Below are 20,927 nucleotides of genomic sequence, written 5' to 3' on the forward strand. Positions count from 1 at the left end.
AGATCTGGAAGCCCGGTAACGGGTGGAGGTGACTGGTACTAATAGGCCGAGGGCTTGTCCTCAGTTGCTCGCGTCCACTGTGTTGGTTCTGAAACAACGAACAGTTGTGTCGGCTGAACAGCGTCACTAATTAATTGAAAAGTGTGCTTGTTCGCTGCCCTGTTTGAGATCCTGCGTATCCGCGGGATATTTCATAGGGTTTCGGTGGTCATAGCGCGAGGGAAACGCCCGGTTACATTCCGAACCCGGAAGCTAAGCCTCACAGCGCCGATGGTACTGCAGGGGGGACCCTGTGGGAGAGTAGGTCGCCGCCGAACAATCTTTGGAGGACCCCTGGTCCCAGCGTCCACGCTGGGACCAGGGGTCCTTTTGTTTTTGTCGAAGCGCGCCGGCACCCCGGCTGCGCGAGAATGACTGCGGTACCGAAGACTAGGAGTCACCGATGTCCCCCAACTCTCCCGACGAGCGACCGGAGCGCGACGAGCGCCGCCGGGACAGTGGTGACCGGGGCGGATACCGCGGAGCGGCTCCCCGACGGGACAACGACCGCGGCGGCGACCGCGGTGACCGCGGTGGGTTCCGCCGTGACGACCGTCGTGATGACAACCGACGCGACGACAACCGTGGCGGTGGCTACCGGGGTCGCGATGACCGCCGTGACGACAACCGCGGCGGCGACCGGGACCGCGGCGGTCGGCCCCCGTTCCGTCGTGACGATCGGCCGAGTGGCCCTCGTCGTGATGACAATCGCGGTGGCGGTGGCTTCCGGCGCGATGACAACCGCGGTGGTGGCGACCGGCCTGCGTTCCGTCGTGACGATCGCCGGGATGACCGTCGTGACGGTGACCGGGGCGACCGTGGTGGCTTCCGGCGTGATGACAACCGTGGCGGCGGCGGTGGCGGTGGCTACCGTGGGCGCGACGACCGGCCGAGCGGGCCTCGTCGTGATGACAACCGCGGTGGCGGTGGCTTCCGCCGCGATGACAACCGTGGTGGCGGTGACCGGCCCGGTTTCCGTCGTGATGACAACCGTGGCGGTGGCGACCGGCCTCCGTTCCGTCGCGACGACCGCCGTGACGACCGCCGTGATGACCGGCGCGACGACCGCGGCGGCTTCCGCCGCGACGACAACCGTGGCGGTGCCGGTGACCGGCTTCCGTTCCGTCGTGACGATCGCCGCGATGACCGTCGTGACGGTGACCGGGGCGACCGTGGTGGCTTCCGGCGTGATGACAACCGTGGCGGCGGCGGTGGCGGTGGCTACCGTGGGCGCGACGACCGGCCGAGCGGGCCTCGTCGTGATGACAACCGCGGTGGCGGTGGCTTCCGCCGCGACGACAACCGTGGCGGCGGCGGGTTCCGGCGTGACGACAACCGTGGTGGCGGTGACCGGCCCGGCTTCCGCCGTGACGACAACCGTGGCGGTGGCGACCGGCCTCCGTTCCGTCGCGACGACCGCCGTGATGACCGGCGCGACGACCGACGCGACGACCGCGGCGGCTTCCGCCGCGACGACCGCTCGTTCGACCGTCGGGATGACCGGCGTGACGACCGCGGCGACCGTGGTGGGTTCCGGCGTGATGACAACCGTGGCGGCGGTGGCGGCTACCGCGGGCGCGATGACCGAGGGCGTGACGACCGTGGCGGGCGGCCCGGTGGCGGCGGCGGGTTCCGTGGGCGCGACGACCGGCGTGACGACCGGCGTGACGGGGACCGCGGTGGGTACCGCGGCGGGCGTGACGACCGGGACCGTGACCGCGAGCCCATCCGGCGGCTGCCGATCCCCGAGGACGTCACGGGCTACGAGATCGACAAGGACGTACAGCAGGAGCTGCAGAGCCTTCCCAAGGGGCTCGCTGAGGACGTCGCCAGGAACCTGGTGATGGTCGCGAAGCTCATCGACGAGGACCCCGAGCAGGCCTACGCCTACTCGCGGATCGCCCTGCGGCTGGCCTCCAGGGTCGCCGCCGTGCGCGAGGCCGCGGGCTTCGCCGCGTACGCGAACCAGAAGTACAGCGAGGCGCTCGCCGAGTTCCGGGCCGCGCGGCGGATGACCGGCACCGTCGAGCTGTGGCCCGTCATGGCGGACTGCGAGCGCGGGCTCGGCAGGCCCGAGAAGGCGCTGGAGATGGCCGGTGCGCCCGAGGTGCACAAGCTCGACAAGGCGGGGCAGGTCGAGATGCGGCTCGTCGCCGCCGGGGCCCGCCGCGATCTGGACCAGATCGACGCCGCCATCGTCACCCTGCAGAGCCCCGAGCTGGCGTCGAACTCCGTGCAGCCCTGGACGGCCCGACTGCGGTACGCGTACGCCGACGCGCTGCTCGTCGCGGGACGCGAGGACGAGGCACGCGAGTGGTTCGCCAAGGCCGTCGAGTCCGACAAGGACGGCACCACCGACGCGTCGGACCGGCTTGCCGAGCTGGAAGGCGTCGAGTTCGTCGACGCCATGGACGACGAGGGAGAGGGCGAAGGCTCCGCGGAGCCGATCGCCCCCGCCGCCGAGGACGACGACGTCGAGGACGACGACGCCGACAGCCTCGACAAGGACTGACACGCGAAAAGAAAAAGGGCGGGCCCCCTCGGGGGACCCGCCCTTTTTGCGTAGGCCTCAGAAGGTCAGGCCTCAGAAGGTCAGGTCCCGCAGGACCAGGCCCGTCGCAGGCTTCGGGCCGAACGACGTGGACTTCCGGGGCATCGTGACGCCCTGCACCGCGAGGTCGCGGACGACCTCTTCCCGTACCGGATGCATCAGGACCGCCGTGCCGCCGTCGCGCTCCGCCTTCTCGACCGTCGCCGCCGTGTCGTGGATGTACGCGATGTGGTCCGGGGTGTCCGGGATCTGCCACACGTGGTCGAGCAGGGTGGAGTGCAGGACCGTCGCGTCCAGGGTGCGCCAGGCCTCGGGGTGGTCGTTCGGGACCGTGCGGGCGAGGAGGGCCTGGGACGGGCGGTCGACGAGGTGGAAGGCGCCGTCGCCCGCGAGGACGAAGGCGTTCGTGCTCGCCGCTGCCTCGGCCAGGGCCTCGAGGGCGTGGTCGAGGGAGCCGTCGACGGTCCGTATGCGGAAGGAGTTCCCGAGGGCGGCGAGGGCGTCCGCCACCGGCAGCCGGTGCAGGTAGCGGTGGATGGCGCGGACGCGCAGCGGGTAGCGGAGGGTGTCCACGAGGAGCACCAGGCCGTAGTCCCAGGCGCTCGGTGAGGGGTGCTCGGCGCGCAGGCGCAGGTTGGTCGCCCAGCGGTGGTGGCCGTCCGCGATCAGGGCCTGGTGGCGGGCGAGGTCCGACTGGATCTCGGCGATCTCCGCGGGGTCCGTCACGGACCACAGGCGGTGGTGGAAGCCGTCCTCCGTGGTCGTCGAGAGGAGGGGCTCGCGCCGGGCGATGCGTTCGACCACGGCCGTCGCGCCGCTGGGCTCGTGCTCGCCGTCGGAGTCGCTGCGGTAGGTCAGGAGCAGCGGCTCCAGGTTGGCGGAGGTGGCCTGCATGAGGGCGGCGCGGTCCTCGACGACATGGGGCATGACGCCTTCATGGGGGAGGACGATTCCGTCCGCGGCCTCCGAGAGGCGGAGCGCGCCGATGACGCCGCGCTGCAGCATGTCGCTGTCCTGCTGTTCGTAGACGTACAGGCTGGGCTCGGCGTCGGGGGCGAGGACGCCCTCGCCGAGCCAGGTGTGGAGCGTGTCGGCGGCCTGTTGGTTGCGGGCCGCCGGGGTGGTGGCCTGGGGGAGGATCAGCCGGACGATGTTGTGCGGGTCGGCGGATTCCAGGTGGAGCAGGCCGTCCGGCCGTACGACCACGTCGTACGGCGGTGAGGTCACCGCGGCGAGACTTCCGACCCGTTCGGGGACATAGCGCACACCCCGGAACGGGATCAGGTCGAGGCCGCTGACGTCGTTGTCACCCGCTGTGTTCATTAGGGCATCGTATGTGTGTCAGTGGCATAAGCGATGATCGGGGGAGTGGGATCGAGCGAGGAGCGATGCGTAATGAGCCAGGCCGCGAGCCGGAGTACAGATGCCCGTGTCAGGACCTGCCCGGACGGCAGCGAACGGGCGCTGAGTGAGGTCTACGACACAGCTCTTCTCGACCTCGACGGGGTGGTCTTTGCGGGCGGGCACGCCATTGCGCACGCAATCGACTCGCTGGGCACCGCGCGGGACGGCGGTATGCACTTGGCGTACGTCACGAACAACGCGCTGCGGACGCCGGACGCGGTGGCGGAGCATCTGACGGAGCTGGGGATCGCGACCGAAGGGCCGGACGTGATCACGTCGGCGCAGGCCGCGGCCCGGCTGGTGAGCGAGCACGTGCCGCAGGGCGCGCGGGTGCTGGTGATCGGCGGTGAGGGGCTGCGGGTCGCGCTGAGGGAGCGGGGTCTTGAGCCGGTGGAGTCGGCCGACGACGATCCGGCTGCTGTGGTGCAGGGGTACGGGGGCCCGGACATGGCGTGGGGGCGCTTCGCGGAGGCCTGTTTCGCCATCGCGCGCGGGGTGCCGTGGTTCGCGTCGAACACGGACCTGACGATCCCCAGCGCCCGGGGCATCGCGCCCGGCAACGGCGCCGCGGTCGAGGTCGTCCGGATCGCGACGGGCGCCGAGCCCCAGGTCGCGGGCAAGCCGCTGCCCCCGATGCACCGGGAGACGATCCTGCGGACCGGCGCGGAGCGGCCGCTCGTGGTCGGCGACCGGCTGGACACGGACATCGAGGGTGCGTTCAACGGAGAGGTGGACTCGCTGCTCGTGCTGACCGGCGTGACGGACGGCGCGCAGCTGCTCGCCGCGCCTCCCGAGCACCGGCCGACGTACGTGGACGCGGATCTGCGCGGCATGCTCACCGGTCAGCCGGAGGTCGCCCCGGTGGAGGGCGGGTTCCGCTGCGGAGGCTGGACCGCTTCGGTGCGCGGCGAGGAGCTTGTGCTCGACGGTGACGGCGAGGCCATGGACGGGCTGCGGGCGCTGTGCGCGGCGGCCTGGACGGAGGCGGGCGACGGGGTGTGCGCGTCGGACGCGGGGAAGGCGCTGTCCCGGCTGGGGTTGTGAGGCCGGAGGGGGAGAGGGGCCGGAGGGGGAGAGGGGGGCGTTTGGGCCGGGGTGCCGCTCAGGCGCTTTCGCCGGAGTCGATCAGCTGGTCCGTCGTCGTTCCCCTGCGCCAGTAGCCCGAGAACGACACCTTCTTGCGGTCGTATGCGCGGTCGCGGACGAGGTGGCGTCGGACGGCCTTGACGGTCGCGGACTCGCCTGCGATCCACGCGTAGGGGCTGCCTTCGGGGAGGTCCGTGCCGCGGATCGCGTCCGCGGTGGTGCCCGTCCGGGTCAGCCAGTGGATCTCCGCGTCGGCCTTGGTGGGCAGGTCCTGGCGGTCGGCGAGGTCGTGGACCTCGATCCAGACGCGGGTCGGCAGGCCCGGTGGGAGCGTCTCGAGGATGTTCGCGACGGCGGGCAGCGCCGACTCGTCGGCGGCCAGGAGCAGCCAGTCGGTGTCGTCGGGGAGGCGGAAGTCGTACGCGGAGTTCTCCTCGTCGACCGGGCCGAGGACGCCGATGCGGGAGCCCGGCCGTGCGGTCCGCGCCCAGCTGGTCGCCGGGCCGTCGGAGGGCGACGGGGCGGGGCCGTGGACGGCGAAGTCGATGATCAGCTCGTCCGGGTCGCGGCGCAGTTCACGGGTCGTGTACGTGCGCATGATGCCGCGTACGGAGGGGTCGAGGCCGCACCACGCGGCGTACCAGTCGAGGGTGTCCCCGGAGGTGTCCGGCATGACGGGGCTGTCCTGGCCGGGGTGCGGCAGAAAGATCTTGACGCGCTGGTCGAGTCCCGCGGTCGCCATGCGGGGCAGGTCGGCGCCGCCGAAGGTCACGCGGATCATGGCGGGGGTGACGTGCTCGGTGCGTACGACCTCGACGTCGAAGAACTGGTACGGGGAGTCTGTCATCGCTTGAGCCTCTTCGACTTCTCGACGGCGGCGGCGAGCCGCTCCAGGACGGGTGCGTAACCGGCGTAGCTGTAGCGCTCCTCCATCGGCCAGGGGATGGTCTGGTCGGCCTTGACGGCCGGGAGTTTGTTCCAGGTGCCCTTCTGCGCGAGCTCCTTGGCGGGCAGCGCGGACGAACGGTTGTCGATCATGATGAGGTCGGCGTGGTACTTGTCGGCGTTCTCCCAGCCGAGGAACTCCCAGAAGCCCCACTCGTCGCTCTTCTTGCCCTCGACGAACTCGATGCCGAGGTCCTTGAAGTAGTTGAGGTCGCAGTAGGAGTCGGGGACGGCGACGTACATCTGGTCGGTGGTGCCCGTCATCGCCATGACCTTGAGGCCCCGGTTGGCCGCCGCGGCCTTGCGCAGCATCCGTTCGGCCCGGTGGAAGCGGGCCTTGGCGGCGCGCACCCGTTCGGTCTCCAGGTCCGCGCCGAGGGAGGCGGCCAGTTCGGTGTAGCGCTTCAGCGGCTCCTTCAGGGAGGCGCGGGCGACGCTGATGCCGACGGTGGGGGCAAGCGAGGCGATCTTCTCGGTGCTCTCCTCGGGCACGTACCAGAGGGCGGGCGCCGGGAACATGTTGCTGATCAGCAGGTCGGGTTCGAGGGCCGCGTACTTCTCGATGTTGAACTGGCCCCACTCGGTGCCGAGGCTGGTGAGCTCGGCGAGGTCGAGGTCGCCTGCCTGGGGGTTCGGCTTGCCGCCGACGGGCTCGGAGGGGCCGAAGACGCCCTTGCACTCGATGCCGTAGTCGTGCAGGGCGGCCGCCGTGCTGATGAAGGCGACGATGTTCTTAGGGTGCTCCTCGGCCGTGGCGGTCTTGCCGCGGTCGTCCTTGAACTTCCAGGACCCGGCGCCCCCGCCTCCCGAGCCGTTCCTGCCGGTCGCGGAGGAGTCGCCGTCCCCGCACGCGGTGAGCAGGGCGCCGAGGCCGAGGGCGCCGCCCGCGAGGAGTACGCGGCGGCGGTTCGGGGCAGGCGAGGGGGAGCGCCGGGCTGCGTGCATGGGTGGTGCTTCTCTCGTCGAAGTCCAGTGCGAGGGTAGGCTAACCTAACCAGGTGTTGGTCGACAGTCCCCCAGAACCCCGCGCGGAGACCGCCGCCGCGCCCCCCGGCCGCCGTGCGATACGCAGCGTCGGGCTGCTCGTCTCCGTGGCCGTGCTGCTGCTCGTGTTCCTCGCGAGCATCGCGGTCGGCTCCAAATCGATGTCCATGGACCAGGTCTGGCACGGGCTGTTCCAGGACACCGGGACGTACGGGGACGTCGTGGTCGGTGAGCGGCTCGCTCGCAGCCTGCTCGGGGCGCTCGCCGGTGTCGCGCTCGGCCTCTCCGGCGCCGTGCTCCAGGCGCTCACCCGCAACCCGCTGGCCGACCCCGGGCTGCTCGGCATCAACCTCGGCGCATCGGCCGCCGTGGTCAGCGCGATCAGCTTCTTCGGCGTCACCTCACTGAGCGGCTACGTGTGGTTCGCCTTCACCGGCGCGCTCCTCGTCGGCGTGCTGCTCTACTTCCTCGGCGGATCGCGCGGGGCGACCCCGGTGCGGCTCGCGCTGGCCGGTACCGCGCTCAGTGCGGCGCTCTACGGCTATCTGCAGGCCGTCATGATCATGGACGGTGCCGCGCTCAACAAGATGCGCTTCTGGACGGTGGGCTCGCTGGCCTCCGCCAACATGGACACCATCAAGCAGGTGCTGCCCTTCCTCGCGATCGGCGCCGTGCTCGCCCTCTTCCTGGGCAGGCCCCTGAACGCGATGGCCATGGGCGAGGACACCGCCCGCGCGCTCGGCGCCCACCTCACGCGCACCCGCATCCTGTCCATGGCGGCGGCGACCCTGCTGTGCGGGGCCGCGACCGCCGCCTGCGGGCCGATCGTGTTCATCGGCCTGATGGTGCCGCACATCGTGCGCTCCTTCACCGGGCCCGACATGCGCTGGATCCTGCCGTACGCGGCCGTCCTCTCGCCGGTCCTGCTGCTCGGCGCGGACGTCGTCGGGCGGATCGTGGCCCGGCCCGCGGAGCTCCAGGTCGGCATCGTGACCGCGGTCATCGGAGCGCCGGTCTTCATCTTCCTCGTACGTCGGCGCAAGGTGGCCCAGCTGTGAAGGCGATACGCACCCGGGGCGGCCTCTCCGTCCGGCTCGACGTCCGCACGACGGTGGTCGTCACCCTGCTCGTGGTCGCCGCCCTCGTCTCGGGCGTCGTCCTGATCGGCACCGGCGACTTCGACATCCCGGCCGCCGACGTCGTCCGCACCCTGTTCGGCAACGGCGACGCCGGGCAGGAGTTCATCATCAACGACCTGCGCCTGCCGCGGGTCCTCGTCGGGCTCCTGGTGGGCGCGGCCCTCGGGCTCGGCGGCGCGCTGTTCCAGTCCATCGCACGCAATCCGCTGGGCAGCCCGGACGTGCTCGGCCTCGGGCAGGGGGCGACCGCCGGGGCGCTCACCATGATCGTCCTGTTCAAGGGCAGCGCGGTCGAGGTCGCGGGCGGCGCGCTCGTCGGCGGCCTCGTCACCGGCCTCGCCATCTATCTGCTCGCCTGGAAGCGCGGCGTGCACGGCTACCGCCTCATCCTGGTCGGCATCGGCGTCTCCGCGTTCATCACCGCCATCAACGGCTATCTGCTGACCAAGGCGGACTTCGTCGACGCCGCCCGTTCCGTGGTCTGGATGACCGGCTCCCTCAACGGCCGCGACTGGGCACAGGTCTGGCCGCTGCTCGTGCTCTGCGCCGTCCTCGTACCGCTCGTGCTCGTGTACGGGCGTCCGCTGCGGATGCTGGAGATGGGCGACGACGTCGCGAACTCGCTCGGCGTACGCGTCGAACGCACCCGGTTCGTGCTCCTCGGCGCCTCCGTGCTGCTCACCGCGGCCGCCACCGCCGCCGCGGGCCCGGTCAGCTTCGTCGCGCTCACCGCGCCGCAGCTGGCGCGCCGCCTCACCCGCTCGCCAGGACCCAACCTGATGCCCGCCATGTTCATGGGCGCCACGCTGCTGATCGTCGCGGACTGGGCCTCGCAGCGGGCCTTCGGCGCCGACCAGCTGCCCGTCGGCGTCGTCACCGGCGTGCTCGGCGGCGTCTATCTGCTGTGGCTGCTCGTCACCCAGCGCAAGGCGGGACGGATATGAAGCCCCGCCGCGAACCCGTACCACCCCACGACCAGGAGCGTGCTGCTGTGAACCGGCTCATCGCCGACGACGTCACCCTCGGCTATGACCAGCGCGTCATCGCGGAGAAGCTGTCCGTCGAGATCCCCGACAACTCCTTCACCGTGATCGTGGGCCCCAACGCCTGCGGCAAGTCCACGCTGCTGCGCGCCCTGTCCCGGATGCTCAAGCCGTCCACCGGCCGGGTGCTGCTCGACGGGAACGTCATCCAGTCGATGTCGGCGAAGAAGGTCGCAAAGACGCTCGGCCTGCTCCCGCAGTCCTCCATCGCGCCCGACGGCATCACCGTCGGCGACCTGGTCGCCCGCGGCCGCTACCCCCACCAGGGGCTGCTGCGGCAGTGGTCACAGGACGACGAGCGGATCGTGGACGAGTCCATGGCCGCGACCGGCGTGCGCGAGCTCGCCGAGCGGTTCGTCGACGAGCTCTCCGGCGGCCAGCGCCAGCGCGTCTGGATCGCCATGGCGCTCGCCCAGCAGACGCCGCTGCTGCTCCTCGACGAGCCGACGACCTTCCTCGACATCCAGCACCAGCTCGACGTCCTGGACCTGTGCGCCGAGCTCCACGAGGAGCAGGGCCGCACGCTCGTCGCCGTCCTGCACGACCTGAACCACGCCGCCCGCTACGCCACGCACCTCATCGCGCTGCGCGACGGCGCCGTCCTCGCCGAGGGCCCGCCGTCCGAGATCGTCACGGCGGAGCTGGTGAAGGAGGCGTTCGGCATCGACTGCCAGATCATCGAGGACCCCGAGACGGGGACCCCGCTGGTGATACCTGCCGCCCGTGCGGGTCGCAGGGCACCGGTCAAAGCAGCGACCTGAGCCGCAGCAGGTCCCGGAAGCCCGCCTCCAGCTTCACCCGGCCCGAGGCCCAGGCCTTCGCGAAGTTGAGCTCGCCGTCCACCATCGAGAGCAGGTCGTCCCCGGTCATCGCGAGGCGGATCTCCGCCTTCTCGCGCGGCGGCCCCGGGTGGCTGTCGAGCACCGTGATCCGGCCGTTCTCGAGGCGGCCGGTGAAGGTGACGTCGAGATCGGTGATGCGGCAGCTCAGCGAGCGGTTCAGGGCAGCGGCACCGCGCACGTCGCCGTCGGCCGACGCGAGGTTGTCGGAGAGTTTGTCGAGTGCTGTGCGGCACTCCGCCATGGTCGCCATCGTGATCGACCGTACCCCAGGCCTTCGCGGTAGCGTCGTGCCATGAACGACTCTCACGCGGGCCCCGGAGAGGGGGAGGCGGCGGAGCCGGAGCGTCAGGTCCAGGACGAGCCGTCGTACGACCCCGCCGCCCCCGCGCCCCTCGGCGTCGAGCGCACCCCTACAGGCAACGCCGAGGTGGATGCCTGTCTCGCCCGGATCGGCGACGCGGACCACCTCGCCACGGACGGCCACATCGAGGTGTACGAGGATGTACACCGGGGCCTGCGCGACGCACTGACCGCGCTCGACGCGCGCCCCGGCCCGCCGGCGCCCACCGCGGCACCGGCATCCCCATCTTCGTACGACAGGAGCTGAACCGAACGTGGCAGGAGTGGCACGACGCCGCCTCGACGCCGAGCTCGTCCGCAGGAAGCTCGCGCGCTCGCGCGAGCACGCGAGCCAGCTGATCGCCGCAGGCCGGGTCGCGGTCGGCAAGACCGTCGCGACCAAGGCCGCGACGCAGGTCGAGACGGCCGCCGCGATCGTGGTGACGCAGGACGACAGCGACCCCGACTACGTCTCGCGCGGCGGGCACAAGCTCGCGGGCGCCCTCGCCGCCTTCGTGCCGCAGGGCCTGGTCGTCGAGGGCCGCCGCGCGCTGGACGCGGGCGCGTCCACCGGCGGCTTCACCGACGTGCTGCTGCGCGCGGGCACCGCGCACGTCGTCGCCGTCGACGTCGGCTACGGCCAGCTCGCCTGGTCGCTGCAGAGCGACGACCGGGTCACTGTGAAGGACCGTACGAACGTACGTGAGTTGACGCTCGAAGCGATCGACGGGATCCCCGTCGACGTGGTCGTCGGCGACCTCTCCTTCATCCCGCTGGGCCTGGTGCTGCCCGCCCTGGTGCGGTGCGCGGCACCCGACGCGGACCTCGTCCTCATGGTCAAGCCGCAGTTCGAAGTCGGCAAGGAGCGGCTCGGCACCGGCGGCGTGGTGCGCAGCACCGAACTGCGGGCGGACGCCGTGCGCGGCGTGGCACGTCAGGCGTGGGGGCTGGGCCTCGGCGTGCGCGGGGTGACCGCGAGCCCGCTGCCAGGGCCTTCAGGGAATGTCGAGTACTTTCTGTGGCTGCGCGCCGGGGCTCCCGAACTGGACCCGGCGGACGTTGACCGTGCCGTGGCGGAGGGGCCCCGTTGACCCAGACCCGAGTGACCCAGACCCGAGCTCGTACCGTCTTCCTGCTCGCGCACACCGGACGGCCCGCGGCCATCCGCAGCGCCGAACTCGTCGTCCAGGGGCTGCTGCGCAGCGGTCTCGGCGTGCGGGTCCTGGAGGCGGAGGCGGTGGACCTGCCGCTGCCCGCCGAGGTCGAGACGGTCAAGGAGGCCACGGCCGACTGCATCGACGACTGCGAGCTGATCGTCGTCCTCGGCGGTGACGGAACGCTGCTGCGGGGCGCCGAGTTCGCGCGGGCCTCCGGAGTGCCGATGCTCGGGGTGAACCTCGGGCGCGTGGGCTTCCTCGCGGAGGCCGAGCGGGACGACCTCGACAAGGTGGTCGACCGGGTGGTCACCAAGGCGTACGAGGTCGAGGAGCGCATGACGATCGACGTCGTCGTGCACCGCAACGGCGACGTCATGCACCGCGACTGGGCGCTGAACGAGGCCGCCGTGCAGAAGGTGTCGCCCGAGCGGATGCTCGAGGTCGTCCTGGAGATCGACGGGCGGCCCGTCACCGGCTTCGGCTGCGACGGCATCGTCTGCGCGACTCCGACCGGTTCGACGGCGTACGCGTTCTCGGCGGGCGGGCCCGTGGTGTGGCCGGAGGTCGAGGCGCTGCTCATGGTCCCGATCAGCGCACACGCCCTCTTCGCGAAGCCCCTGGTGACCTCGCCGGACTCGGTGCTCGCCGTCGAGGTCCAGCCGCACACTCCGCACGGGGTGCTGTGGTGCGACGGGCGCCGGACGATGGAGCTGCCCTCGGGGGCGCGGGTCGAGGTGCGCAGGGGAGAGGTGCCGGTGCGGCTCGCGCGGCTGCATCATGCGTCGTTCACGGATCGACTTGTCGCTAAATTTGCGTTGCCGGTTTCGGGGTGGCGGGGGGCTCCGCAGTAGCGCTCCGCTGGGGTTGGCGGTGCGGGGTTCCGGTGCGGGGTTCCGGTGCGGGTTGGTGGGGGCTGGTTGCGCAGTTCCCCGCGCCCCTGAGGGGGTTGCCACTGCACTTCCGGTGCGGGTTGTGTGTGGCTGGTCGCGCAGTTCCTCGCGCCCCTGAGGGGGTGGCCGCCGGGCTTCCTGTGCGGGTTGTGAGTGGCTTGGCGCGCAGTTCCTCGCGCCCCTGGTGGGGGATCTCGTGCGGTTTTTACGTGGTGCTCAGTACGGAGATCGCTCGTCGTCGCATTGCTGCGCGTACCGGGATGCCCGTTGCCAGGAGGGTCAGGAGCAGGGTGGCTGTTGCTACTGCTGTCGGGACCGGCCACGGGAGGTACGGGAGTGCGGAGCCGAAGGCTGTGCTGAGGATGGGGGCCAGCGTGCCGAGGGCGATCGCGGTGCCCAGGAGGAGCGCTGTTCCGGCGACCACCACGGCCTCCCACGCCGCCATCGCCCCCACCTGCGCCCGTCGGCTGCCGACGACCCGGAGCAGTGCCACGTCACGGCGGCGTTCGAAGGAGATCATGGCGAGCGTGTTCGCGGCGGCGATGGCGGCGAAGCCCGCGTACAGTCCCGTGCCCACGTAGTCGAGCCAGACCTCGCCCGTGCTGCCCGCCGAACCGGTGCGGTGCTCGGCCGTCGTGTGCATGCCGATCTTGGTGAGGCCGAAGCCCACGACCAGGACCAGCGGGACGACCGCGGCGGAGAAACGGCGGGGCTGCGAGCGGACGTTGAGCATCGCCAGGCGTGCGCTGGGGCCGAACCGGCCGACGACCGCGGAGACCAGCCGGGCCGCGGGGCCGACGAGGCGCGGACCGAGCAGGCCCGCGCCCGCGCAGAAGAGGATGAGGACGAGGAACGCGCCCTCGCCCGCCTCGTCCGCGGGCTGCTTCGACAGAAGCACCGAGACGACGCAGGCCCCCGCCACCGCGAGCACGCCGAGCGGCGCCCGCAGCAGGCCGAGCCCGCGGCGGCCCGTGGCGGCCTCGCTGAGGGCGCGGGCCGGGCGGAGCAGGGAGAACCGCAGTGCGGAGAGCAGCGCGGCGACCGTCGTCGTCACCACGGCCACGCCGAGGCAGACCGGCAGTGCGAGCCAGCTGAAACGGAAGGCGGCCTCGGCGGGGAGCAGGCCGTGGTCGACCATGCCCGCGTGCCACCAGCGGGCGCCGAAGCCGCCGAGCACGAAGCCGACGAGCGCCGCGGGGATCGAGGCGGCGAGGGCCTGGACCGCCACCGCGCGGCGGATCTGACGGGGCTTGGCGCCGATGGAACGCACCATCGCCAGTTCGCGGTGCTGCTGCGCGACCGCCGTGCCCATGGTCGACACGACGACGAATATCGACATGTAGATGGATCCGATCAGCAGGACGACCGCCATGTCGCCCACGCCGTTCTCCGTGATCTGTCTGCGGGCCGCGGGGGAGAGCCCGGCACGGTCGGCGCTCGTCGTGCCGAGCATCATCGTCGACGCACTCACCACGGTCGCCGCGAAGAGCGCGGCCACCGCCGTCCCCACGAATGCCGGGCGGTGCGCGCGCAGGGCCGCCCGGGCCAGTCCTGTTGTCATGTGGATCATGGTCTCGCCGGGTGCGGGGCCGGGACCATGTGGAGAACCGGTGGATCTTGCGGGGGATAGCCCCACCTCCGTGGCCTGCCCCGGGGCCCCACCCCGGCGGGTGACAGCGGCATCGGGTGCGCCGCTTCGACCTGCGCCTTCACGGAAGGGTCCCAGGGCCCGTCGCACACCGGCCCGCTGACCTCGTAAGGTCTTGTCCGTGTTGGAGGAGATGCGGATACGGTCGCTCGGAGTCATCGACGACGCGGTCGTCGAGCTGTCACCGGGCTTCACCGCCGTGACGGGTGAGACCGGTGCGGGCAAGACGATGGTGGTCACGAGCCTGGGCCTGCTGCTCGGCGGACGCGCCGATCCCGCCCTGGTGCGGATCGGCGCGAAGTCGGCGGTGGTGGAGGGGCGCATTGCCGTGCCCCCCGGTGCCTCGGCCGTCGTGCGTGCGGAGGAGGCGGGGGCCGAACTCGACGACGGGGCGCTGCTCATCAGCCGTACGGTCTCGGCGGAGGGGCGCTCACGGGCACACCTCGGCGGCCGCTCCGTGCCCGTCGGCCTGCTGTCGGAGCTCGCCGACGACCTCGTCGCGGTGCACGGCCAGACCGACCAGCAGGGCCTGCTCAAACCGGCCCGGCAGCGCGGCGCCCTCGACCGGTACGCGGGCGACGCCGTCGCCGCGCCGCTGGCCAAGTACACGGCCGCGTACCGCAGACTGCGGGCCGTCACGACCGAGGTCGAGGAGATCACCACGCGCGCGCGGGAGCGTGCCCAGGAAGCGGATCTGCTGCGCTTCGGCCTCGAAGAGATCTCGGGGGTCGAACCGCGGGCGGGCGAGGACACCGAACTCGCGGCCGAGGCCGAGCGGCTCGGTCACGCGGAGGCCCTCGCCTCCGCCGCCACCTCCGCGCATTCGGCGCTCGCGGGCAACCCCGAGGACCCGGAGGTCGTCGACGCCTCGACGCTGGTCGCGGGCGCCTCACGGGCCCTTGAGTCCGTACGTTCCCACGACCCCGCCCTGTCCGCCCTCGCCGACCGCCTCGGCGAGATCGGGATCCTCCTTGGCGACGTGGCGGGCGAGCTCGCCGGGTACGCCGACGACCTGGACGCCGATCCGCTGCGGCTCGCCGCGGTCGAGGAGCGCAGGGCCGCGCTGACGCAGCTCACCCGGAAGTACGGCGCGGACATCGACGCCGTACTCGCCTGGGCGGAGGAGGGCGCGGCGCGGCTGACGGATCTTGAGGGCGACGACGACCGTCTTGAGGAGCTGACCGCCGAGCGGGACGCCCTGCGCGCCGAACTCGCCGGGCTCGCCCAGGCGCTGACCGACGCGCGCCAGGAGGCGGCCTCGCGGTTCGCCGCGGCCGTCACCGAAGAGCTGGCCTCGCTGGCGATGCCCCACGCGCGCGTGTCGATCGCCATCAGCGCCACGGAGGTCCCGGAGGGGTCCGACGGCGTGGAGGTCGGTGGCCGCACCGTCGCGTACGGGCCCGCGGGCGTCGACGAGGTGGAGCTGCTGCTCGCCCCGCACCCGGGCGCACCGCCCCGGCCCATCGCCAAGGGTGCGTCGGGCGGTGAGCTGTCGCGCGTGATGCTCGCCGTCGAGGTGGTCTTCGCGGGCACGGACCCCGTACCGACGTATCTCTTCGACGAGGTCGACGCGGGGGTCGGCGGCAAGGCGGCGGTCGAGATCGGCCGACGCCTCGCACGGCTCGCCAAGTCGGCACAGGTCGTGGTCGTGACGCACCTTCCGCAGGTCGCTGCCTTTGCCGACCGTCAGCTGCTCGTCGAGAAGACCAACGACGGCATGGTGACGCGCTCCGGGGTGCAGGTCCTGGAGGGCGAGGACAGGGTGCGGGAGCTGTCGCGCATGCTGGCGGGCCAGGAGGACTCCGAGACGGCCCGGGCCCATGCGGAGGAGCTGTTGGCGACGGCGCGGGGCGACGGGTAGCTCCCGGGGTCGTGCCGGTGCCGGTGCCGGGGCCGCGGTCGTAAGGTGACCGGATGATCGAACGTAAGTCCGGGCGGCGGCTCGGCGCGCTGCTCGCCGCCGCCGGTGTCACCTGCGCGGGCACCGCCGCGCTGCGTTCCCTCGCGCCCGGTGGGGCCGACCGGTGGACGCGGAAGAACTACGCGGGGAAGAGCGTCGACCTGTACGCAGGGCCCGCTGCTGCGGTCGGTGCGGCGGCGGGTGTCGCGGCGCTGCCCGCCAGGCCGCGGGCGGCCGCCGCGCTGGCCGTGCTCGCCGCCGGTGCCTGCGGGGCGTACGACGACATGGTGGGGGCGGGAGACCCGCGCCGTGGGTTCCGTGCGCACATCGGGGCGTTGCGGAGCGGAGAGGTCACCAGCGGCGCCGTGAAGCTGTTCGGGATCTCCGCCGCGGGGCTCGCCGCCGGTGCCCTGCTCGAGGAACGGCCCGTGGACAAGGTCCTCGCGGGTGTGGTGATCGCGGGCACCGCCCACGTCGTGAACCTCGTGGACGTGCGTCCGGGGCGGGCCGGTGCGGCCGTGCTCGCGCTGGGCGCGCCGGGGCTGCTGCGCAAGGGGCCCGGCGGGGTGGTCGCCGCCGCGTCGATGGGGGCCGCGGCCGCCGTCCTCCCCGACGACTTCGGCGAGCGCGCGATGCTCGGTGACGCGGGCGCGCACGCCCTGGGCGCGGCCCTCGGCACGGCCGTCGTCGCGGGCAACGGCCGCGCGGGGCTTGCCGCACACGCGGCGGCGCTGGTGGCCGTGGCGGTGTACGGGGACAAAAGGGGTGGATCGTGATCGTCGCGCGGGGTTAGTGTCGGACGGTTCGGCGGGGGGCAGGGCCGGTCCGGGGCTAGGGGAAGAGTGCGTGGTCGTGTTCGCGTGCGCGCGGTGCGATGCCGTGCTCACCGGGCCCGTCGAGCGGGTCGCGTTGCCCGTACGGGCCCATCAGACGTACGGACACGACCTGCTCCCCGCACTCATGGAGCCCGGCACGTACGCCGTCGAACCGGAGCCGTTCTGGCTGCCCTGGCGGCCCTGGGGCGAGGTCGGGGCCGACGAGGCGGCGGAGCGTGGCGTGTTCGCGCCCGTGCACGGGCTGTCCTTCGGGCCGCCGGGCGCGGTCGTCGTCGCGCCGGGCGACACCCGCGGCACCGTCCTGATCCCCGAGCGGTGCGACGGCTACTGCATCGGGCTCGACGGTCGGGACGGCCCGAACCTCGCCTGTGCGCGGTGCGCGAGCCCGGTGGCGACCCGCATCGACGACTGTTCGTTCTGGCAGACGGTGTGGCTCGTCCCGGACGCCGTCCGGCGCGTCCCCGAGGACGGCCCTGCCTCCGGGCACCCGGCGGCCGATTGGGAGGCGCTCGCGCGGGAACACCAGGGGGCGCCACCGGTCGAGCCGTGCGGGGCGTGGGACGCGCGGTGGGAGGCGGCGGTCGGCGCGGCGCTGGCCCATCTGCTGGCGGCCTCGGCGGGCGCGCCGGTGGCTCTGCCCGACGGGATCCTCACGGCTACGTTCGGCCGTGCGTTCGACGCGCTGCTCCCGGCGGGGCCCGCGGCGCGGCGGGTGGTGGTGGCCGGTCCCGGTCTGCCGTCGGTGGCCGGGGACACCGACATCGCCCTGGTGCCGCGGCACCCGAGGACCGGCGAGGTGTGGCAGCCGTCGGACACCACGGCCGCGGTCGTGCCGCTCGAAGCCGACGTATGGCTGCATGTGGCCTTCCCCCGTGAGCAGTTGCCGGTTCCGGCGACGGGCGGGCTGCCCGACGGGGTCTACCGCGACGATCCGCTGCCGCTGCGCCCGATGCGGCTGTTCGCACCCGACCGGCGGATCTTCCTCCGTACGCTGGCCAGGCTGCCCGCCGTCCGTGAACCCTGGCTGCGCGCGGTGTACGACCGAGTGCAGGACGCTCCGTTCACGCGGCCGTTCTAGGGGCGAGGCGCCGCAAGCACCTTGGGCCCCGTACGTACCGAAACTCCCACATCTCTCCCCCGTGTGGGTGATCCCGTCCACGGAGTTGCCCCGCCAATTACGGAAGTGACCTTTCGGCAGTGCCGGAACGCCCGTGCGTACTGGCATCCTTGGCGCAGCATCTGCCCGAGTACAGTCCGAGCACCCACCGACGCAGACCCAGGAGCCCCCGCCACGTGAGCCACGTGAGCAGCCACTTGCCGCACGGACGGACGCCGCTGCACACCGTGCAAGTCCTCGGAGGTGGCAGCGCGGGCAGCAGCGCGCACGTCAGATCCCTTGCCGCGGGCCTCGCCGCCCGGGGTGTGCGGGTCACCGTGTGCGCCCCCGACGAGGCCGCCCGCGCCTACGACTTCGCGGGTGCCGGTGCCCGGCACGTCCCCGTGCCCCGCAGCGGCGACCCCGCCTCCGTGGCCGCCCTCCGCGCCGCCTGCGCCGATGCGGACCTCGTGCACGCGCACGGACTGCACGCCGCCCTCCGCGCCTCCGTCGCCCTCACCGGGCGCCGCGTCCCCCTCGTCGTCACCTGGCACACCCGCGCGCAGGCGGACGGCGCCCGGGCCCGTGTGCTGCGCCTCCTGGAGCGGCGCGTCGCCAGGGCCGCGGCCGTGGTCCTCGGCACCTCGTCCGATCTGGTCGACCGGGCCCGCGGCAGGGGTGCTCGCGACGCACGCCTCGCGGCCGTCGCGCTGCCCGCACCGCGCCGCACGGAGGCCGCCGAGGAACCCGACGGCCTCCTCCACAAGGCCCGTGCCGAAGTCGGCGCCGTGGACCGCCCGTTGATCATCGCCGTGGGCGCACTCGAACGGAACGGCGGCTACGACGTCCTGCTGAACGCCACGCGCGCGTGGCGGCACCTGGACCCGCTGCCGCTCCTCGTCATCGCGGGGGAGGGGCCCGAACGGGCCGCCCTGCAGCGCCGCATCGAGGACGAGCAGCTGCCCGCCCGTCTCGTCGGGCGGCGCGACGACGTCCCCGAACTCCTCGCGGCGGCCGACCTCGCGGTGCTGCCCAGCAGCTGGGAGTCCCGCTCCGTGCTCGCCCAGGAGGCGCTGCACGCGCGCGTGCCGCTCGTGGCGACCGCGGTCGGCGGCATCCCCGAGCTCGTCGGCGACGCGGCCGAACTCGTCGAGTACGGCGACGCGGAGGCCCTCTCCACCGCCGTCGTACGACTCCTCGCCGACCCGGTCCGCCGGGCGGAGCTCAAGGACCGGGGCGAGGCCCAGGCCGCCACGTGGCCGACCGAAGACGAAACGGTCACCCAAGTCCTCAGCATCTACGACGAGCTGACCCGGCCCCTCCCGTACGCCTGAGGCCCGTACGCCTGAGGCCCGTACGCCTGAGGCCTGTGCGCTTGCGGCCGCTACGCCACGTGCCTGCGCGCCCGCAGCGCCAGGCTCAGCGCGAGGACCGTCTGCGGGTCGTCGAGATCCGTGCCGAGGAGTTCGCTGATCCTGGCGAGGCGGTTGTACAGGGTCTGGCGGTTCAGGTGCAGCTCGCGCGCCGTCTCCGCCTTGCGCCCCGCATGCGCCAGATAGGTCTGCAGCGTCGGCAGCAGCGGCGGCTTCGAGCGCTGGTCGTGGGCGCGCAGCGGGCCGATCGCGCGGTCCACGAACGCCGCGAGGACCCCGTCCTCGTCATGGCGGTGCAGCCGCCACAGCAGCAGGTCGATGTCGAGCCGCCGCGCGTCGTACCAGGGCCGGTCGGAGAGGCCCTGCGCGGCCGTCGCCGTCTCCGCCGCGTGCCGCAGCCCCGCCGACGCCGCCGCCCAGCCACCGGCGACCCCGACCACCACGACCGGCGGCTGCGCCCCCGGCCGCTGCATCCCGGCCCGCTCGACACCGGCCCGCAGTGCGGCGGCGACCCGGTCGGCCACCGCGGTCCGCTCGGTCTCCGACCGCAGCCCGAGCAGCAGCGGCACGCGCCCCTCCACGGGACGTACGCCCAACAGCGCGGGCACCCCCACGGACGCCAGCTCCTCCGCGACGGCCCGCGCGAGGACCGCCCAGCCGCCGCCGGTCGGCAGCCCGTCCGCGAGCCGCATCACCACCGGGAGCAGCGGGCTGTCGGCCGGGACCGGCTTGAAGCCGAGGACGCGGGCCTGCGCCGGGGCGTCCTCGGCGGCGATGCGCCCCTCCGCGAGGTCGGTGAGGAAGTCGCCGCGTCCGCGCGCGGCGAGCTCCTCCTCCTGGCGGGCCTGCATCAGCACCACCGCGAGGCTGCCCGCCGCCCGTTCCGCCGCGATGCGGTGCACCGGCAGCGGCGCCGACTCCACGGCGAGCAGGACGAGCCTGGCCCGCACCGAGCCCGCGCCCGGACCGCCGCCTGGCACATCGACGATGACCGCGCTCGCGGGCGGGGCCTGCCGGTCGACGGTGCTCCCCCGCAGTCCTTCCCACACCTGCAGCGGGTCCGCGCACTCGGTGCCCGCCCCGGCGGCGTACAGGAGCTGGCCGTCCGCCGTCTCCAGGAACACCGGGTTGCCGCTGAACTCCGCGAGGATGCCGAGGACCTGCGGCGTGCCGCCCCCGCCGAGCAGCGCCTCCGTGCAGCGCCTGTGCACCTCCTCGGCCTGCTGGAGGAGCGCGTAGTGGCCGTTGACGATCTCGGTGTGCACTTCCTCGGTGACCGTCACGAACGGCACCTCGCGGTGCAGCTGCACCAGCGGAAGCCCGGCGGACCGCGCCGTCTCCACGATCGCCGCGGGCAGCCGGGTGAAGCGCGGCCCCAGCTCGACGACGAGCGCCGCGATGCCCCGCTCGGCGAGGTTGCGCACGAAGGCGCGCTGCTCGGCGGGGCGGGAGCCGAGCCCGAGGCCGGTGGTGAGCAGCAGCTCGCCGCCCTTGAGCAGCGAGGCGATGTTGGGCACCTCGCCCGCGTGCACCCACCGCACGGTCCGCTGCAGCCGCTCCGCGCCCGCGACGACCTCGGGGAGCCCGCCGCGCAGCCCCGGAAGTTCCAGCGCGCGCTGCACGGTGATGCCGCCCTGAGTGCCCTGACTGTCCAT

Annotated in this window: 18 protein-coding genes and 1 rRNA gene; 13 read left to right on the forward strand and 6 right to left on the reverse strand. The window is 72.9% G+C overall.

Annotated elements, in window-relative coordinates; translation table 11 throughout:
- Positions 1–200: 200 nt before the first annotated feature.
- Positions 201–317: ribosomal RNA gene (gene rrf / locus ABZV77_RS18650) — 5S ribosomal RNA — on the forward strand.
- A gap of 1,457 nt (positions 318–1,774) precedes the next feature.
- Positions 1,775–2,551, forward strand: a complete 777-nt coding sequence (locus tag ABZV77_RS18655) for a hypothetical protein (protein WP_356258961.1) — start codon at positions 1,775–1,777, stop codon at positions 2,549–2,551.
- Between the two features lie 72 nt (positions 2,552–2,623).
- Here the strand turns inward: ABZV77_RS18655 and ABZV77_RS18660 are convergent, their stop codons facing one another.
- On the reverse strand, positions 2,624–3,913 hold the full coding sequence (locus ABZV77_RS18660; protein ID WP_356257686.1) for a DUF1015 domain-containing protein: 1,290 nt from the start codon (positions 3,911–3,913) through the stop codon (positions 2,624–2,626).
- A 72-nt stretch (positions 3,914–3,985) separates the two neighbouring features.
- Between ABZV77_RS18660 and ABZV77_RS18665 the strand changes: the two genes are divergently transcribed.
- Complete coding sequence (locus ABZV77_RS18665; RefSeq protein WP_356257688.1) at positions 3,986–5,038, forward strand: HAD hydrolase-like protein; 1,053 nt, start codon at positions 3,986–3,988, stop codon at positions 5,036–5,038.
- 58 nt (positions 5,039–5,096) lie between these two features.
- On the opposite strand, the gene ABZV77_RS18670 is transcribed toward ABZV77_RS18665, so the two are convergent.
- Entirely contained in the window at positions 5,097–5,927 is an 831-nt protein-coding gene (locus tag ABZV77_RS18670; RefSeq protein ID WP_356257691.1) for a siderophore-interacting protein, read from the reverse strand.
- Complete coding sequence (locus tag ABZV77_RS18675) at positions 5,924–6,970, reverse strand: ABC transporter substrate-binding protein (protein ID WP_356257694.1); 1,047 nt, start codon at positions 6,968–6,970, stop codon at positions 5,924–5,926. Before ABZV77_RS18675 ends, ABZV77_RS18670 begins: the two co-directional genes overlap by 4 nt.
- Before the next feature lie 53 nt (positions 6,971–7,023).
- Between ABZV77_RS18675 and ABZV77_RS18680 the strand changes: the two genes are divergently transcribed.
- The 3 genes from ABZV77_RS18680 to ABZV77_RS18690 are packed head-to-tail and all read left to right on the forward strand — an operon-like array spanning position 7,024 to position 9,952.
- A complete protein-coding gene (locus ABZV77_RS18680) occupies positions 7,024–8,067 on the forward strand; it encodes an iron chelate uptake ABC transporter family permease subunit (RefSeq protein ID WP_356257697.1) in 1,044 nt (347 codons plus the stop codon).
- Positions 8,064–9,092 (forward strand): iron chelate uptake ABC transporter family permease subunit, encoded by a 1,029-nt coding sequence (locus ABZV77_RS18685; protein ID WP_356257700.1) that lies wholly within the window; start codon positions 8,064–8,066, stop codon positions 9,090–9,092. Before ABZV77_RS18680 ends, ABZV77_RS18685 begins: the two co-directional genes overlap by 4 nt.
- Entirely contained in the window at positions 9,089–9,952 is an 864-nt protein-coding gene (locus ABZV77_RS18690) for an ABC transporter ATP-binding protein (RefSeq protein WP_356257703.1), read from the forward strand. Before ABZV77_RS18685 ends, ABZV77_RS18690 begins: the two co-directional genes overlap by 4 nt.
- Here the strand turns inward: ABZV77_RS18690 and ABZV77_RS18695 are convergent.
- Complete coding sequence (locus ABZV77_RS18695; RefSeq protein WP_356257706.1) at positions 9,936–10,283, reverse strand: SCP2 sterol-binding domain-containing protein; 348 nt, start codon at positions 10,281–10,283, stop codon at positions 9,936–9,938. The genes ABZV77_RS18690 and ABZV77_RS18695 overlap by 17 nt on opposite strands.
- Positions 10,284–10,325: 42 nt before the next feature.
- On the opposite strand from ABZV77_RS18695, the gene ABZV77_RS18700 reads away from it, so the two are divergent.
- Genes ABZV77_RS18700 through ABZV77_RS18710 form a run of 3 tightly spaced genes read left to right on the forward strand, consistent with a single transcriptional unit; the run spans position 10,326 to position 12,380 of the window.
- The gene (locus ABZV77_RS18700) at positions 10,326–10,640 is read left to right on the forward strand and encodes a hypothetical protein (RefSeq protein WP_356257708.1); all 315 of its coding nucleotides are present in this window, start codon (positions 10,326–10,328) and stop codon (positions 10,638–10,640) included.
- A gap of 7 nt (positions 10,641–10,647) precedes the next feature.
- Positions 10,648–11,463: a TlyA family RNA methyltransferase gene (locus ABZV77_RS18705; RefSeq protein ID WP_356257711.1), complete on the forward strand. Its 816-nt coding sequence runs from the start codon at positions 10,648–10,650 to the stop codon at positions 11,461–11,463.
- Between the two features lie 11 nt (positions 11,464–11,474).
- On the forward strand, positions 11,475–12,380 hold the full coding sequence (locus ABZV77_RS18710) for an NAD kinase (protein ID WP_356257714.1): 906 nt from the start codon (positions 11,475–11,477) through the stop codon (positions 12,378–12,380).
- 244 nt (positions 12,381–12,624) lie between these two features.
- Here the strand turns inward: ABZV77_RS18710 and ABZV77_RS18715 are convergent, their stop codons facing one another.
- The gene (locus ABZV77_RS18715) at positions 12,625–13,980 is read right to left on the reverse strand and encodes an ABC transporter permease (protein ID WP_356257716.1); all 1,356 of its coding nucleotides are present in this window, start codon (positions 13,978–13,980) and stop codon (positions 12,625–12,627) included.
- Positions 13,981–14,200: 220 nt separating this feature from the next.
- Here ABZV77_RS18715 and recN point away from each other — a divergent pair, with 220 nt between their 5' ends.
- From recN to ABZV77_RS18735, 4 genes are all read left to right on the forward strand, one after another.
- Positions 14,201–15,928 carry a DNA repair protein RecN gene (recN, locus tag ABZV77_RS18720; protein WP_356258964.1) on the forward strand — a complete coding sequence of 576 codons (1,728 nt, stop codon included), beginning with the start codon at positions 14,201–14,203 and terminating at the stop codon, positions 15,926–15,928.
- A 53-nt stretch (positions 15,929–15,981) separates the two neighbouring features.
- The gene (locus ABZV77_RS18725; protein ID WP_356257718.1) at positions 15,982–16,743 is read left to right on the forward strand and encodes a hypothetical protein; all 762 of its coding nucleotides are present in this window, start codon (positions 15,982–15,984) and stop codon (positions 16,741–16,743) included.
- A 70-nt stretch (positions 16,744–16,813) separates the two neighbouring features.
- Positions 16,814–17,881 carry a hypothetical protein gene (locus ABZV77_RS18730; RefSeq protein ID WP_356257721.1) on the forward strand — a complete coding sequence of 356 codons (1,068 nt, stop codon included), beginning with the start codon at positions 16,814–16,816 and terminating at the stop codon, positions 17,879–17,881.
- Between the two features lie 215 nt (positions 17,882–18,096).
- On the forward strand, positions 18,097–19,233 hold the full coding sequence (locus tag ABZV77_RS18735) for a glycosyltransferase family 4 protein (protein ID WP_356257724.1): 1,137 nt from the start codon (positions 18,097–18,099) through the stop codon (positions 19,231–19,233).
- 50 nt (positions 19,234–19,283) lie between these two features.
- Here ABZV77_RS18735 and ABZV77_RS18740 read toward each other — a convergent pair whose 3' ends face one another.
- On the reverse strand, positions 19,284–20,927 hold the full coding sequence (locus tag ABZV77_RS18740) for a PucR family transcriptional regulator (RefSeq protein WP_356257726.1): 1,644 nt from the start codon (positions 20,925–20,927) through the stop codon (positions 19,284–19,286).

Source organism: Streptomyces sp. NPDC004732, assembly GCF_040609235.1.
GTDB lineage: Bacteria > Actinomycetota > Actinomycetes > Streptomycetales > Streptomycetaceae > Streptomyces.

Bases quoted from the DNA above. Each gene is read 5' to 3' on its own strand.
- ABZV77_RS18660 (WP_356257686.1), bottom strand. From the start codon at position 3,913: ATGAACACAGCGGGTGACAACGACGTCAGCGGCCTCGACCTGATCCCG.
- ABZV77_RS18675 (WP_356257694.1), bottom strand. From the start codon at position 6,970: ATGCACGCAGCCCGGCGCTCCCCCTCGCCTGCCCCGAACCGCCGCCGC.
- recN (WP_356258964.1), top strand. From the start codon at position 14,201: ATGCGGATACGGTCGCTCGGAGTCATCGACGACGCGGTCGTCGAGCTG.
- ABZV77_RS18725 (WP_356257718.1), top strand. From the start codon at position 15,982: ATGATCGAACGTAAGTCCGGGCGGCGGCTCGGCGCGCTGCTCGCCGCC.
- ABZV77_RS18670 (WP_356257691.1), bottom strand. From the start codon at position 5,927: ATGACAGACTCCCCGTACCAGTTCTTCGACGTCGAGGTCGTACGCACC.
- ABZV77_RS18690 (WP_356257703.1), top strand. From the start codon at position 9,089: ATGAAGCCCCGCCGCGAACCCGTACCACCCCACGACCAGGAGCGTGCT.
- ABZV77_RS18740 (WP_356257726.1), bottom strand. From the start codon at position 20,927: ATGGACAGTCAGGGCACTCAGGGCGGCATCACCGTGCAGCGCGCGCTG.
- ABZV77_RS18695 (WP_356257706.1), bottom strand. From the start codon at position 10,283: ATGGCGACCATGGCGGAGTGCCGCACAGCACTCGACAAACTCTCCGAC.
- ABZV77_RS18715 (WP_356257716.1), bottom strand. From the start codon at position 13,980: ATGACAACAGGACTGGCCCGGGCGGCCCTGCGCGCGCACCGCCCGGCA.
- ABZV77_RS18665 (WP_356257688.1), top strand. From the start codon at position 3,986: ATGAGCCAGGCCGCGAGCCGGAGTACAGATGCCCGTGTCAGGACCTGC.
- ABZV77_RS18700 (WP_356257708.1), top strand. From the start codon at position 10,326: ATGAACGACTCTCACGCGGGCCCCGGAGAGGGGGAGGCGGCGGAGCCG.